Source organism: Janthinobacterium sp. PC23-8 (genome assembly GCF_002250505.1).
Lineage (GTDB): Bacteria > Pseudomonadota > Gammaproteobacteria > Burkholderiales > Burkholderiaceae_D > Janthinobacterium.
Genome location: NZ_NJGY01000002.1, coordinates 216,090 through 230,503 on the forward strand (window position 1 = coordinate 216,090; position 14,414 = coordinate 230,503).

Annotated in this window: 15 protein-coding genes; 5 read left to right on the forward strand and 10 right to left on the reverse strand. The window is 66.1% G+C overall.

The window, feature by feature from the left end:
- The first annotated feature begins 99 nt into the window (after window positions 1-99).
- Window positions 100-669: a DUF1439 domain-containing protein gene (locus CD932_RS16070; protein ID WP_094443815.1), complete on the forward strand. Its 570-nt coding sequence runs from the start codon at window positions 100-102 to the stop codon at window positions 667-669.
- Window positions 670-719: 50 nt separating this feature from the next.
- Here CD932_RS16070 and lpxO read toward each other — a convergent pair whose 3' ends face one another.
- A complete protein-coding gene (lpxO, locus tag CD932_RS16075) occupies window positions 720-1,619 on the reverse strand; it encodes a lipid A hydroxylase LpxO (protein WP_094443816.1) in 900 nt (299 codons plus the stop codon).
- Window positions 1,620-1,773: 154 nt separating this feature from the next.
- Here lpxO and CD932_RS28295 point away from each other — a divergent pair, with 154 nt between their 5' ends.
- From CD932_RS28295 to CD932_RS16085, 3 genes are all read left to right on the forward strand, one after another.
- Complete coding sequence (locus CD932_RS28295; protein ID WP_141213272.1) at window positions 1,774-2,058, forward strand: hypothetical protein; 285 nt, start codon at window positions 1,774-1,776, stop codon at window positions 2,056-2,058.
- Window positions 2,055-3,635: a methyl-accepting chemotaxis protein gene (locus CD932_RS16080; protein ID WP_094443817.1), complete on the forward strand. Its 1,581-nt coding sequence runs from the start codon at window positions 2,055-2,057 to the stop codon at window positions 3,633-3,635. Before CD932_RS28295 ends, CD932_RS16080 begins: the two co-directional genes overlap by 4 nt.
- 77 nt (window positions 3,636-3,712) lie before the next feature.
- Entirely contained in the window at window positions 3,713-4,246 is a 534-nt protein-coding gene (locus tag CD932_RS16085; protein WP_094443818.1) for a CPBP family intramembrane metalloprotease, read from the forward strand.
- A gap of 23 nt (window positions 4,247-4,269) precedes the next feature.
- On the opposite strand, the gene CD932_RS16090 is transcribed toward CD932_RS16085, so the two are convergent.
- The 3 genes from CD932_RS16090 to CD932_RS16100 form a co-directional block, all read right to left on the reverse strand.
- On the reverse strand, window positions 4,270-6,723 hold the full coding sequence (locus CD932_RS16090; protein ID WP_094443819.1) for a TonB-dependent receptor: 2,454 nt from the start codon (window positions 6,721-6,723) through the stop codon (window positions 4,270-4,272).
- Window positions 6,724-6,788: 65 nt separating this feature from the next.
- Complete coding sequence (locus CD932_RS16095) at window positions 6,789-7,748, reverse strand: FecR domain-containing protein (protein ID WP_094443820.1); 960 nt, start codon at window positions 7,746-7,748, stop codon at window positions 6,789-6,791.
- Window positions 7,748-8,254, reverse strand: a complete 507-nt coding sequence (locus tag CD932_RS16100) for a sigma-70 family RNA polymerase sigma factor (RefSeq protein ID WP_094443821.1) — start codon at window positions 8,252-8,254, stop codon at window positions 7,748-7,750. The genes CD932_RS16095 and CD932_RS16100 overlap by 1 nt, the downstream gene beginning before the upstream one ends.
- A 163-nt stretch (window positions 8,255-8,417) precedes the next feature.
- Between CD932_RS16100 and purT the strand changes: the two genes are divergently transcribed.
- The gene (purT, locus tag CD932_RS16105) at window positions 8,418-9,641 is read left to right on the forward strand and encodes a formate-dependent phosphoribosylglycinamide formyltransferase (protein WP_094444431.1); all 1,224 of its coding nucleotides are present in this window, start codon (window positions 8,418-8,420) and stop codon (window positions 9,639-9,641) included.
- Between the two features lie 45 nt (window positions 9,642-9,686).
- Here purT and CD932_RS16110 read toward each other — a convergent pair whose 3' ends face one another.
- From CD932_RS16110 to CD932_RS16135, 6 genes are read right to left on the reverse strand one after another with little or no spacing between them, the layout of a single operon-like run.
- Window positions 9,687-10,355 carry an ABC transporter permease gene (locus tag CD932_RS16110; RefSeq protein ID WP_176461011.1) on the reverse strand — a complete coding sequence of 223 codons (669 nt, stop codon included), beginning with the start codon at window positions 10,353-10,355 and terminating at the stop codon, window positions 9,687-9,689.
- The gene (locus CD932_RS16115) at window positions 10,352-11,626 is read right to left on the reverse strand and encodes a glycosyltransferase (protein ID WP_254926625.1); all 1,275 of its coding nucleotides are present in this window, start codon (window positions 11,624-11,626) and stop codon (window positions 10,352-10,354) included. The genes CD932_RS16110 and CD932_RS16115 overlap by 4 nt, the downstream gene beginning before the upstream one ends.
- Window positions 11,620-12,519 carry a hydrolase 1, exosortase A system-associated gene (locus CD932_RS16120; protein WP_254926626.1) on the reverse strand — a complete coding sequence of 300 codons (900 nt, stop codon included), beginning with the start codon at window positions 12,517-12,519 and terminating at the stop codon, window positions 11,620-11,622. The genes CD932_RS16115 and CD932_RS16120 overlap by 7 nt, the downstream gene beginning before the upstream one ends.
- A complete protein-coding gene (locus tag CD932_RS16125) occupies window positions 12,491-13,348 on the reverse strand; it encodes a hydrolase 2, exosortase A system-associated (RefSeq protein WP_094443823.1) in 858 nt (285 codons plus the stop codon). The genes CD932_RS16120 and CD932_RS16125 overlap by 29 nt, the downstream gene beginning before the upstream one ends.
- Window positions 13,348-13,605, reverse strand: a complete 258-nt coding sequence (locus CD932_RS16130; RefSeq protein ID WP_094443824.1) for an acyl carrier protein — start codon at window positions 13,603-13,605, stop codon at window positions 13,348-13,350. Before CD932_RS16130 ends, CD932_RS16125 begins: the two co-directional genes overlap by 1 nt.
- Window positions 13,606-13,618: 13 nt before the next feature.
- A complete protein-coding gene (locus CD932_RS16135; protein WP_254926627.1) occupies window positions 13,619-14,371 on the reverse strand; it encodes a hypothetical protein in 753 nt (250 codons plus the stop codon).
- Window positions 14,372-14,414: the final 43 nt, after the last annotated feature.

The window sequence follows — 14,414 nt, forward strand, 5'->3', positions numbered from 1 at the left end:
CGGCCCGCAAGGTCCGCGCCTGATTTGTTTTGTGCTGTATTTTTTGTGCTGTATCAATCGGCTGTGTAAGATAGCCAGACCTATTTTTCGAGAGCTGTCATGACTGCCACTTCCAAGCGTTCCTTCCTGAAAACCGCTTCCATTGCCACGCTGGCCTGCGCCATGCTCGCTTCCTGCTCGACCCTGATCGGTCCGCGCGACGTGACCGTGCCGCTGGCCAGGATGCAGCAGGGGCTGGAGCGCCGCTTTCCGATCGACAAGCGCGTACTGTCGGTGATCGACGTGAAGGTCACCAATCCGCAACTGTCGCTGCAGCCGGAAAGGGAGCGGGTGGCGTTATCGGTCGACGCGGTCGTCACGCCGCCGTTTATCCGCCAGCACTGGCGCGGCACTCTGGCGATCTCGGGCCGGCTGCGGCTCGATGCGCAGCGCAATGCCGTCTATCTGGTCGACGCCAGCGTGGACAGGGTCAATATCGATGGCATGGATGAAGCGCAGCAGCGCCAATTTGCCAAGGTGGCCAGCCTGGTGGGCGACCAGCTGATGCATGAAACGCCGATCTATACCTTCAAGCCCGAAGAGCTGCGCTATGCCGGCGTGCAGTTTGTGCCGACGCAGCTGCGCACCACCGCTGACGCTCTGGTGGTGACGTTTGAACCGGCCAGATGAACGCCCATGAAAAAATCGCCCGAAGGCGATTTATTTGAGTCTGATACGTCTTAAATATAATAAAGCAGCGCAACCACGGCGACCACCAGCGCAATGCGCGCCAGGTTGTAGGCCGGCTTGCTCCAGGCCTTGAAGCGGCGGCGGTACTGGCCCATGGCCCAGGAGATGCGGAACAGCTTGCTGATGCCGCCGGCCTGGTCGCCCAGTTCGTTGGGCGAGGCGGCGGCCGTCATCAGGGTGCGGCCCAGCCAGCGGTTCAGCGCCTGTGCCCAGCGGAAACGCATCGGGCGTTCTATATCGCAGAAAAGAATGATGCGGTCGCTGCCGGCGTCATTGCGGGCCCAGTGGATATAGGTTTCATCGAACATCACGGCCTGGCCGTCGCGCCAGCTGTGGCGTTCGCCATCGACATCGATAAAGCAGCGGTCGTCGTTCGGCGTCTGCAGGCCCAGATGGTAGCGCAGCGAACCGGCAAACGGGTCGCGGTGGGGGTTGAGCTTGCCGCCGGACGGCAGTTCCGCAAACATGGCCGCCTTGATCGAGGGAATCGATTGCAGCAGGGCATAGGTCTGCGGGCACATCTGCTGCGCCGACGGGTGGCTGGCGTCATACCACTTCAGGTAAAAGCGCTTCCAGCCATATTTAAAGAAGGAATTGAACCCGACGTCGTCGTTCTTTTCCGCCGCCTTGATCTTTTTCAGCTCCTGCAAGCGCAGCGCCTCATCGCGGATGATGTGCCAGTTCTGCTGCAGCGGCGCCAGCTCGGGAAAGTCGGACACGGCCAGATAGGGCGTGGCCGGCACTTTCGAAAACGTGTGCATGAACAGGTTCAGCGGCGCCATGAACGACGAGTGGTCGAAGAGCTGGCGGCGGAACGGCAGGCGCACCTTGCCCCGAAAATGGATATGTAAAACAGAAAACGCAAAAATGCCCAGCAAGGCCCACTTCATACACAACCTCGATTTGAAAGAATGGCCCAATTATAACCAGTTAATGGTCACGCCTACGGGCGGGGCAAGCAAGGGTGATGGCGGCGCTTGATGAGGGAAAAGCCGCTGGCGGGACGGGGCGTTAAGTTAACTGGCGCACATTATGGAAAAATAATTGAAAAAAAGTGCACAAAAGGAAATATATAGTGCTTTTAAACATCAAAAACAGGTTTCTGAAGATCCTTTTTTATTGCTCATGAGTTATAGTTTCGCCCATAGAGAACGCCGGCCAGGAGCCGCGCTTTTCCTGCAGGAACACCTCCGACGGCCCAAAAAACGCCAGTCGCCGGCCTGCGTCCCGCCACAGGATGCGGCCTGTATTGCAGCAACGATTGCACAAGCTATCTCATTAACGCTGCCGTTTCTGGCAAGCATGTTCAAAAAACAGGAGCGATCATGAAGTCACAACGTAGTCTTACCATCGGCATGCGCCTGACCCTCGGTTTTGCCGCCCTGGTGGCGCTGATGCTGGTGCTGGCCGCCTTTGCCCTGCTGCGCATCGGCGCCGTCTCAAACGCCATGCGCGCCCAGGATAATGTGCAGCAGCAAAAACTTGAACCGCTGTATGTGGCGCGCGAAGCGCTCGACCAGACCGGCCTGGCCGCGCGCAATGCCTATATTTTCCACGACGACGCAGCCGCCGCGCGCGAACTGGCCATCGTCGACCAGCAAAAGGCGCTGTACCTCGATGCACTGTCCAAACTGACACCCGTGTTCCAGGGCGACGCGCAGTTCGAGAAAGTCAGCGCCGGCCTGAACGCCATGGCGCAGGAGCTGCTGCGCCCGCGCCAGTTGCGCGAGGCGGGCAAGATGGAGGAATATGGCGCCTTTCTGGTCAATGACTGCAGTCCCTTGCGCCGCCGGATCGTCGCCGATATCGATACGGTGTTGAAATCGGTGCAGCGCGAGTCGACGCTGGCCAGCGATGAGGCCCACGCCATCTACGGCCATTCGGTGCGCTGGATCGCCGCGCTGGCGGCCATCAGCGTGCTCGTCTGCGTGGTGGTGGCCACCGTCATCACGCGCCGCCTGCTGGGCCAGCTCGGTGGCGAGCCCGATTATGCGGCAGCGATCGCCGGCCGGATCGCCCATGGCGAACTGGCGATCGACGTGGTCACGCGCCCCGGCGACGACAGCAGCATGCTGTTTGCCATGAAAACCATGCGCGACAATCTGTCGGCCATCGTCGGCAAGGTGCGTCATGGGACTGAAAACATCACCTCTGCCTCGACCGAGATCGCGTCGGGCAACCGCGACCTGTCGCAGCGCACCGAGCAGCAGGCCGGCTCGCTGGAAGAAGTCGCCTCGTCAATGGAGGAAATGATCGCCACCGTGCGCCAGAATGCGGAAAACGCCCAGCAGGCGAACCACCTGGCGCACGCAGCGTCGAAGGTGTCGGAGCAGGGTGGCAAGGCGGTGGCCGAAGTGGTGCAGACCATGAACCTGATCAACGCCTCGTCGAACAGGATCGTCGACATTATCGGCGTGATCGACGGCATCGCCTTCCAGACGAATATTTTGGCGCTCAACGCCGCCGTGGAAGCGGCGCGCGCCGGCGAACAGGGACGCGGCTTTGCGGTCGTCGCCACCGAAGTGCGCAGCCTGGCCCAGCGCTCGGCCGCCGCCGCACAGGAAATCAAGGCATTGATCCACGATTCGGTCAGCAAGGTCGGCACCGGCACCGTGCTGGTCGAAAAAGCCGGCGCCACCATGCAGGAGGTGGTGGCCGGCATCGGCCGCGTGACGGGCATCATGGCCGAAATCAGCCATGCTACCCAGGAGCAGGGCGCCGGCATCGAGCAGATCAACCGCGCCATCGTCGACATGGATAAAGTGACGCAGCAGAACGCGGCGCTGGTCGAGCAGGCGGCCGCCGCCGCCCTGCAATTGCAGCAGCAGGCCGAACAGCTGGAGCAGGAAGTGGGTATCTTCAAGCTGGCCGGGGCGCATGGCCAGTCGCTGCCGCTGGCCGCATAAGCATTCGTCCTGGGGGACGCGCAAGCGCGGTTTTACGCGCTACAATGGAAGCCGGACCAGCGCCCCCAGGATCGCATATGCAGCTGCACGGAAGTCACGATGTGGACCGCCCGGAGATGGCGCTGAAGGCGCCGCTGTTGCGCCATGTCGGCGGCGCGCTGGGCTGGGCAGTGCTGACCTGCCTGCTCTGCTTCGCCATCCTGGCCGTCACCCAGGCCTTGTTGCCGCCGCAATACTGGGGCGCACGCACGGGCCTGGCGCGTTTCCAGCGCGAAATGTCGCTGCCGCTGCTGCTGTTCTGGGTCGTCATCTATTCCCCCATTCTTGAAACCTTCCTCGGCCAGTTGCTGCCGCTGGAGATACTGCGGCGTGTTGGCGTGGGCCAGCCTTGGTGCATCTTTAGCGGCGCCATCCTGTGGGGCATCGTCCATTATCTGAGCGGCGGCTTGCTGCATGCGATAGTCGCGCTCGGTTCAGGCGCCATGTTCAGCTTTATCTACCTGCGCTACCGCCAACCGGGCGTGGCCGCTGCCTATGCCACCACGGCGCTGGCGCGCGCATTTAACAATGCACTGCTGCTGATCGCCGTCGCTTACGGTGTTGATGCCTGACGGTGTCAACACCTGAAAGCGGCCTAAAAGCTCGCGCGCACCGTCAGCTGGGCATTGCGCGGGTCGCCGTAGTGGCTGCTGCCGTACAGGCCATAGCCGCTGTAATACGTCTTGTCGAACACATTATTGATGTTCAGCACGGCGCTGAGCCTGCTGTTGAAGACGTAGCGCGCCATCAGGCCGGCCACGGCAAAACTGCCTTCGTCGGCGCGCGCCGGCACGTCGCCCGCCAGCGTGGTGGCGTACCAGGTGCGCCCTTGCCAGTTCAGGTTGGCGCCGACGGTCAGTTGCCGCCAGGCACCGGGCAGGCGATAACTGGTGGCCAGCTTGGCGCTGCGTTCCGGGCGCGTGGTGTCGATGCGCTGGCCGTCCTTGTCGCGCGGGCGGCTCCAGGTGGCGCCCGCCATGATCTGCCAGTCCGGCCGCAGCTGGCCCGATACTTCGGCTTCGATGCCGCGCGTGGTGGTGCCGTCGATGGCGCGGTACACGTCGCGCTCGTTGGCGTCCGTAGCGACGTAATCGGCCAGGTTATCTTGCCTTATTTGAAACAGCGCGACGCTGGCGTTGAGCTTGCGGTCGAAGAATTCTCCCTTGAGACCACTTTCCCAGGACGCGCCCGTGGTGGACGGCAGCACCCTGGCGTTGGCGTCGCTGACCGACTGCGGCTCGAAAATGCTGGCATGGCTGAGGTAGGCGGACCAGCTGGCATTGAGGTCGTAGACGGCGCCCGCATACGGCACCAGCTTGTGTTTTTCCTTGGCGTCATCGCGCCCCGTGCCGCCCGAGCCATACACCAGGTCGCCCGTGCGTTCGTATGCGTTCAGGCGGCTGCCGACGATCAGCGACAGGCCGTCGGCCGGCTTGAAGCGCGCCGCGCCATAGGCGGCATATTCCTTGAATGCATAGGTTTGCGTCTGGCTGACCCGCAGCGTCGATGGCTGCGGCGCGGCGTTGTTCCAGCGGCGATAGTCGATGGCCAGATTGCCGCCGCTGGCGGCGACGTAGTTGGAATCGCGGTGGCTGGCGTTGATGCCGAACACCAGTTCATGCTGGTGCCCCAGCCACTGGAATGGCCCGGCCGCATAGGCATCGAGCGAATTGCTGTCGATGGCGTAGGTCTTGGTGCCGCGCTGCAAGGTGGCCAGGCCCGTCGTTTGGTCGGGATACGGACCCCAACTGATGATATTGGCTTGCCGCTGGTCCGTGTCGCCTTTCCAGTGGCTCGCTTCGGCCCGCAGCTGCCAGCCATTGTCGAACAGGTGTTCGGCAGCGGCAAACACGCGCGTGCTGCTGCTGTCCGCATTGGTCCAGCGCGCGGCCGGATTGAAGGAGCGGTCAAAGCGGGTGCGGCTGCCGTCGCTGTAGAACAGCGGATTCTGGCCGAACGATGAGCCTTGCGAACCGATCTTCTGGTAGTCGAGGCCGGCCAGCAGGCGCGTGCGCGGCGTGACGTCGGCTTCGATGACGCCATACGCCACGCGCTTGTCCTGGCGATAGTAGGCGATATGCGCGCCATGATCCTGATAGGCCGCCACCAGCCGCGCGCGCACCGAGCCGTCGGCATTGAGCGGGCCGGACAGGTCGGTCTCGGCGCGGTAACGGTCTTCGCTGCCGACGCTGGCCTGCGCATAGGCCTGGAACTGGCGCGTCGGTTTCTTGCGCACCAGGTTGACGGCGCCGGCGGGGCTACCCGCACCACTCATCAGGCCATTGGCGCCGCGCACCACTTCCACCCGGTCATAGATGGCCATGTCGCGCATGCCCAGGCCGTTCGAGTTGGTGCCAAAATCAAAGGTGGGTACGCCGTCATACTGAAAACTGTTCAGGCTGAAGCCGCGCGCATAGTAGTTGTAGCGCTCGGAATCGTCATGCGAGACGGTCACGCCGGGCGTTTGCTGCAGCACGTCGGCCAATGTGACGCTACCCTGGTCGTCCATCTGCTGGCGCGTGATGACGGTCAGCGACTGCGGCGTCTCGCGCGGCGACAGCACGAAACGCGTCGCCGTGCCGGCCAGCGCGGCCGCATAAGCGCCACTGTTTTCCGTTTCCGTCACCGCCGCATTGCCGGCTGTGACGGTGATCTCGGCCAGTTTCTGCTCGCCGCCTTGTGCCGCGTCGCCCGTCCTGGGCAGCGCGCGCAAGGCAAAGGCGCCTGGCCCCAGAGGCACCGCCGTCAGGCCGCTGCCGGCCAGCAGCAGGCGCAGCGCCGTTTCGGCGTCGTGGCTGCCTGCCAGACCGGCGCTGTGCAGGCCGCGCAGCTCGCCGGCCTGGTAGGTGAGCGTCAGGCCGGCCTTGCGGGCCAGCTGTTCCAGCGCCGCATCGAGCGGGCCGGCGGCGATCTGCAGCACATGGATGGCGCTGGCGTCGGGCGCAGCGGCCTGTTGGGCCATCGCCGGTGCGGCAAGCAGCAGCAGGGCGGCGGCCACCGCGCTGGCCAGGGTGGAACGGGCAGGATGGGGTTGCATCGAATAGGTCATGGCGCTTTCAAGGTGAGTGGTGTCTGACTGTATGCCGCGCCGCCGGCCAGATCCCCTCAATTTTTTTACGCTTTTTTCAAGGTGATCCAGAAACGCGTGCGATAGACGGCGACGATGGCCTGCGTCTGCAGCAGCACGCGCAAGGCGCGTTCCGGGTCGCCGAGCTGGAACACGCCGGATACCGGCCGCTGCGCGATATCGGCGTCGCACAGCAGCATGCCGTGGCGGTGGCGCGCCAGTTCCGCCACCAGCTGTCCCAGCGGCATGTCGCGCGCCACGATCACGCCATCGAGCCAGGCGGCAGGATCGTCGTGCAGGTCGGTGTCGCGCCAGATGCGCACGCCGTCGGTGAGCACGCAATCGCCCGCCCGCGCCAGCACGGCCGCCGCGCCACTTTCTGTTGTCTGTATCTGCACCGCATCTTGCTGTACCGCCAGGCGCAATATCGGGCGGTCGCCCTCATCAAACCGGCGCACGGTAAAGCGCGTGCCGAGCGCCTGCATGCGGGCCAGGCCGGCATGCACCCGGAATGGCCTTTGCTGCGGATCGACGCCAGTGGCAATGGCGATCTCGCCACGCAAGAGCGTCAGCAGCCGGCGCGCGCCATCGTATTGCACGTTCACGGCGGTGCCCGCATTGAGATGGAGCACGCTGCCATCGGGCAGGGTGACAGCCAGGCGCTGGCCGGTGCCGGTATGGTAGTCGGCGCGCGTGTCCATCACCAGCCAGCTGCCCGTGCCGGCCAGGCCGAAGGCGGCGGCCAGCTTGAGCGACTGGCGGCGCTGGCGCCGGCGCGCCAGGCTGGCGTCCAGCGTGGCGCGGCTCGCGTCCGGCGGCAGGATCGATAGCTGGCCGCGCATGGCTGCGATGCGCTGCCACGCTGCTTCATGGCGGCCATCGGCATCGCGCCATTGCTGCAGCGCTTGCAAGGTGGCGGGCAGCGGGCCGTGCATCTGCAGGCGCACGGCCCAGGCGATGGCTTGCTCGACCGCATCGGCCGGCTCATGGCGCGAGGAACGCGGCATCAGGGGAAGTACACGCGGTAGCAGGCGCGCCAGGCGCTGGCCAGGTCGCGTTCGACGGTAGCGAGCGAGACATCGAGCCGGGCGGCGATGGCCGGTCCGGTCAGTCCTTCGAGCTGGGCCAGCAAAAACGCCTGGCGTGCGCGCGGCTTGAGCGCATCGAGGGCCGTGTCCAGGCGCAGCAGTGTTTCGATGATCAGCAAGCGTTGTTCGGGTGACGGCGCGGTGTGTTCTGGATGAAAGGCCAGCGCCTGCAGGTACGCTTGCTCGACGTCGCGGCGACGGTAATGGTCGATCACCAACCCTTGCGCGATGCGCGTCAGGTAGGCGCGCGGCGTGCGCAGCGCCGCTTGCGGACAGTCGCGGCGTTGCAGCAGGCGCAGGAAGGTGTCTTGCGCCACGTCGGCCGCATCGTTACCGCTGCCCAGCTTGTGCCGCAGCCAGCCTTGCAGCCAGCCGTGATGGGCGCTGTACAAGGCGGACAAATCGGGTGGCGCGGCAGGATTCATGGCTGGTCGGAAAGTGCAATAAGTGAGAATCATTCTCATTATTGCATTGACAGCAAGCGCTGGCAAGTGCCGCTTGGGCGACGCACGGCAGGATGCGCTGTCCAAGCGTGCCGGCATTTGTTATAGTCCAGCCATCTTTCCTGACACTGACACGTTCCTGCCCATGACCACTGCACTCAACACGCCGCGCACCTTCGGTACGCCTTTATCTTCCACCGCCATCAAGGTGATGCTGCTCGGTTCCGGTGAACTGGGCAAGGAAGTCATCATTTCGCTGCAGCGCCTTGGCGTGGAGGTGATTGCGGTGGACCGTTATCCGAACGCGCCCGGCCATCCGGTGGCGCACCGCTCGCATGTGATCGACATGAGCGACGGGGTGGCGCTGGCGGCCCTGATCGAGCTGGAAAAGCCGGATCTGATCGTGCCGGAAATCGAGGCGATCGCCACCGACACCCTGGCCGCGCTGGAGGCGGCCGGGCAGATTACCTGCATTCCGACCGCGCGCGCGGCGCAACTGACCATGAACCGCGAGGGCATACGCCGCCTGGCGGCCGAGGAGCTTGGGGTGGCGACTTCACCCTACCGTTTTGCCAGCAGCTTGCAGGAGTTGCAGGCCGCTTGCCAGGAGATCGGTTTTCCCTGCGTCGTCAAACCGGTCATGTCGTCGTCGGGCAAGGGGCAGTCCAAACTCGATGGCCCGCAGGACGTGGAAAACGCCTGGGCCCATGCGGCCAGCGGCGGGCGCGTCGATACGGGGCGGGTGATCGTCGAAGGCTTTATCGATTTCGATTACGAGATCACCTTGCTGACGGTGCGCGCCGTAGGCAGCTCGGGCCAGATCGAGACGCAGTTTTGCGAGCCGATCGGCCACTTGCAGGTGCAGGGCGACTATGTGGAATCGTGGCAGCCGGCGCGCATGGCGCCGCTGGCGCTTGAACGCTCGCGCGCGATCGCGCGCAAGGTGACCGATGATTTGGGCGGCCTGGGCCTGTTCGGCGTCGAGCTGTTCGTCAAGGGCGACATGGTGTGGTTCTCGGAAGTGAGCCCGCGCCCGCACGATACCGGCATGGTGACCATGGCCAGCCAGGTGCAGAGCGAATTCGAGCTGCATGCGAAAGCCATTCTGGGCCTGCCCGTCAACGTGGCGCTGCGCTCGCCGGGTGCCTCGGCCGTCATCTATGGCCAGGTGGACGCCAGGGGCATTGCGTTTGAAGGCGTGGCCGAGGCCCTCGCCGTGCCGGGCGCCGACTTGCGCCTGTTCGGCAAGCCCGAATCGTTTGCGCGCCGCCGCATGGGCGTGGCGCTGGCCACGGCCGACGATATCGACACGGCACGCCAGCGCGCCGTGCTGGCCGCCTCGAAAGTGCAACCGGTAGAGAAAAGATGAACGAAGAAGCGATCCCCGGCCTGAGCGTGGCGGATCGCCTGGCCGTCATTGCGCCGTAGCGCTATCTTCGGCATCCTTGGCCTGGGCCGGCGGCTCCTGCCACTGGCCGGCTTTCTTCAGCTGGTTTTTCAAGCCCTGCAAAGGGAAACCCAGGGCATAGGCTTTTGCCGCATGCTCGCGCGCCTGCGCGTAGTCCTTGCGTTTCACGTAAAGCAGGCCCAGGTTGTATTGCAAGGTGGCGTGTTGCGGCTCCCTGCGCGCCGCTTCCTGCAACTGCTCCAGCGCCGCCGCATCCTGCCTGGTGGCCAGCAGGTAGTTGCCGAACACCATGCGCGCCGTCGTGTCGTGCGGTGCGTAGGCGATGGCGCGCTCGAAATAGCAGCTGACCGTGTACCGCGCGCCGACCGGTTGCACGCGCTTGTCGCGCAGGCCCAGCTTGGCCATGGCTGCCAGCGCCCGGTGATGGTTGGGGAAGTGCTCCAGGGTGTAGCTGATGTCGCCACCCAGGCTGCCCGTCATGCCCTGTTTGAGCGTTTCCACGTTGCGCGAAAAATGGTATTGCTCGACCACCGCCAGGCCGGCGCGGTCGTCCGAGTTGGTGTAGTCGCCGCCCGGATCGTGTTTCACATAGGGCGGGCAGCTCGCTTGCGCGGTGGCGGTGGCGGTGGTGGCGCTGCCGGCGAGGAAGGCACACAGCATCAGCAGGGTTTTCATGGTGAACTCCGGTAGGTGACCTGGTCGAGCAGCTCGGCCAGCGCGCCGCTGCGCGCCTGGCGCGATTGCAGCACGATGGCGCCCTGGCTGGCCAGAGGCGCGCGGCCCTGGCGCGCCAGGGCCAGAAAGCGCAGCAGCGCACGCGCGCAGTCGCTGGTCGAGGCCAACTGGCCGATGGTGTCGATGCCGCACAGGCGCAGCTTGGCCGCGCTGTCGCCGGCCAGGTCGGTCAGCGCCAGCACCGGCCGGCGGCAGCGCAGGTATTCATACAGCTTGGCGGGGATTTGCGCATTGCAGTTGGCCGCCTGCAGCAGCAGCAAGCCATCGGCCGACTGCATTTCACGCAATGCCTGCTGGTGCGCCAGCAAAGGGGCGATGGTGACCAGGTCGGCGATGCCGTATTTGGCCAGCAGGCCGGCCAGCCAGGCGTCGTGACCGGTGGCGCGCAGCAGCAGCTGGAAATTGTGCGCAGTGAGCACGCCACCCTGGCGCAGCCTGGCCAGGGCGGCAAACAGCGCCTGCGGATCGCGCTCGGACGGATAGATTACGCCGCTGTGCAGCAGCAAAAAGCGGCTGCGATGCCTGTCCTGCGCCTGGCCGGCGCTGTTCATGAAACCTTCTTCGTCATAGCCGTTTTCGATCAGGCAAAAGCGTTCGGCAGTCACCTGCGACAGGCGCCGGCGGTGGGCGCTGATGGCGCCTGGCGTGGTGCAGACGATGGCCGCGCTGCGCGCCGCAATGCGCTGTTCGATCCAGCCGTGCAGGCGGTGCAGGCGGGTGTTGGCGGGATACGGCGCTTGCGGGTCGCTGTCGTCGATCATCGGGTCGCGCTGATCGGCGATCCACGGCAGCCCCGTCAATTTATGCAAGGTCAGGCCGATCAGGTGGGCGGTGGCGATCGGGTAGGTGGACCAGATTGCCTCGGGCCGGTAGCGCCGTATCATGGCCAGGCCGGCCGGCACGGCGCTGAGCCACCAGGAGCTCCAGCGGTCCGGCAAGGCCAGGCAGGCCGGATAGCGTCCGCGCAGCGACAGGTGGCGCGCCGCATCGAGCGCTGCGCTGCGCCGCACCGTCAGTTCGCCATCGCCAGGATAGTCATCGCTGGTGTGGACATGGGCGCGCGCGCTGGCGGTGAGCACCAGCGGCTGCCAGCCCGCTGCGGGCAGGTAGCGCGCAAAACCCTGGGTGCGCAGCACGCCGCTGCCGCCTTGCAGCGGAGGGAAATGGTAGGCCACCATCAGCACGCGGCGCGGGCGCGTCGGGTTCAGCATGAGCGTATCCAGTCGGCGCACAGACGTTCGACCTGGCCGCGCGCCTGCGCGCTGGAAAACGTATGAGTGGCGCCCATGACTTCTTCCTGGCGCCAGCTGCGGCTGGCCGCCAGTTCGCGCCAGGCGCGGTCGCGCGCGATCATCGTGGTCCATTCGCGCGCGCCCAGGTCGTCGCCACTGAGAATGAGCAGCACCTTGCCGCGATAGCGGCGCAGCGCCTGGAACAGCAAGGTGGCCGGCGCATCGGCCTCCGGCTGCGCGTTCTGGCTGGCGGCGGCCGCCTGGCACAGCGAGGTCAGGCTGTCACCGAAGCGCAGGCCGCCGCCGGCGAGTTTACGCCAGAAGGCCGCCTGCATCAGGCGCGGCAGATAATAGTGAAGCAGGGTGGCGTGCGCCAGGCCGGTCGCGCTGCGCACCCAGGGGTTCAGCAGGATCAGGCCAGTGATGCGCGGGTCGCGCGGCGCATGGCAGGCGGCGGCCGTGGCGCCGTCGCACAAGCCCCACAGCACCACCTCGCGCAGGGCCGGCACGGCGGCGAAAAACTGCGTCAGCGCGGCGGCGATATCGGCGTCGACGGTGCGGTAGTCGCGCGGCGCGCCTTCGCTGTCGCCCATGCCGCGGTAGTCGAAGCGCAGCACGGCCATGCCGCGCGCGGCCAGGAAGCGCGCCAGCAGCACGAACTGGCGGTGGCTGCCGGCCCGGTACTGCGGCCCGCCCGTGACGATCAATACGCCGCGCGGGCCTGGCGCGGGCGGCAGGGTCAGGATGCCGATCAGGCGCGCCTGCTTGTCGTCGATATCGTCGGCGCAGCGAAAGCGCAGCGCCAGTTGTCGCACGGTGGTCACGCTGGCCGTGGTGGTCGCTTCATCGAGCATGCTGTCGGTCTCCGTCATCAAGCCAGTCGTGGCAGACGCTGGCGGTGGCGTCCAGCAGTTGCGGACACTCCAGCAATTGCGCACTGTTCCAGAAGGCGCCGTCGCCAAAGCCGGCGATCCGCAGCGTCACGCCCTCGCCGCGCCATTGCGCGGCCAGCCTGGCGGCCGATGCCGGCAGCATCGACGTGTCGCCGGCCACGTATTCCAGCCAGTAGACGGGGCTGGCGGGGCGCAAGGTGGCCGCGGCCATGGTATCGATGGCCTGCGCCAGCTCCGGCGCCAGCAGGTAGCCGGCCACCTCGATGGCGCGCCCGGCCGCCAGTTCGGCGCGTGCGTGGCCGGGCGCGTCGGCATCACCGGCCAGCATGCGGCCGGCGATGCGCAGGCGCAGGAAACGGTCGATGGCGCGCCGGCCATCGAGTTCCGGCTGCCACAGCAGCAGCCGCGCGCATGGCACCGGCGCGTGCGCGGCCAGTTCCAGCGCCAGCAGCGCGCCCAGGCGCAAGCCCCACAAGGTCAAGGGACCATCGACCCTTTGCGCCAGCCAGGCGCAGGCCAGGTGCAGGTCGTTGCGCCAGATGGCCCAGCGCGCCTCGCCGAAGTCGCCGCTGCTGTCGCCGCAGCCGTACAGGTCCAGCTGCAGCACGCTGTAGCCGGCGGCGGCAAAGGCGCGCGCCTGCAGGGCGGCGACATGGCGGCTTTTGTTGAGTTCTTCGGCAAACGGGTGGATGTAGACGATGCCGCCACGCGCCGGCTGGCCGGGCGCCGGCAGGTGCAGCAGGCAGTAGCGCTGGCCGCCCTGGGCCGGCAGGAAGAATGGCAGCAGGCCGGTGGTGGCGTTCAACATCAGCGCAAGTCCGCTTGCGCCAGCTTGGCGTCGACAAACGCCTGCAAAGTGCCGAGGGTGGCGAAGTGGCGCGCGTGCAGTTCGTCGTCCTCGATGGCAAAGCCGAAATGGTCTTCCAGCGCGGCGATCACGCCGATCACGGCCATTGAATCGAGTTCCGGCAAGCTGCCCAACAGCGGCGTATCGTGCGCCAGCGGCTGCGGGCCCAGGCCCAAGGTGGCGCGCAGGATGGCGGTGATGGTGTGAAGTGGCGGCATGGTGGCTCCAGGGTCAATGATCAAAGTGAAAACGCGGGAAGCTGGCGGGGTGGCGCGACAGGTGAAAAAAGGGCGGCAGGCTGGCGAGCGTCCATTGCCAGCGGCCGCAGCGCACAAACGTTGCCGTGCCAAGATTGACGGCGCCCAGGCGCGCATGCGCCGCCAGCGAAGCGGGGTTGAAACGCGAGATACGGCTGCATGACCAGCGCACGCCCTGCGCATGCAGCACGGCGTTGGCTTCCTCCCACAGGCGTGCAAACACCAGCGCGCCGCGCTGCTCGGGGTGCACCCATACGTCCAGGTCCCATGACAACTGCGGTGCGAGCAGGTAGCGCGCGCGCACCTCGTCTTCCTGGCAGGCGCCGCGCAGCAGCCACAGCCAGCCGGCGATGGGCTGGCCGGCGCCATCGGCGCGCGTGGCGTGCGCCACCAGGCATTGCGCGCCCTGGCGATAGCGCTCACTGAGCACCTCGAACGGCCGCGCAGGGCCGGGCGGCAGCGCTTCGGCGGCCGGGCAGGGCGTGACGGCGATCGCCTTGCCGCGCCCCCGGCACAGGGAACCGGGCGCCACCGGCTGGGCCACGAACTGATAGCGGTGCAGTGCGCAACGCCCGCCTGACACCGCCTGCAGCAGGCGCGCACACGCATGCCAGGCGGCGTCCAGCCAACCGAGCTGGCGCGCGGTGGCGGCGATGCGGCGAATACGGTTCAGTGACCAGGCCATGGCGAACAGGGATGGGACGGCTATGCCGCCAACGTTGTCCATTAGAGCGCAGCGGCATCGCTCAGTATTGCGCGGCCTCAAGTTA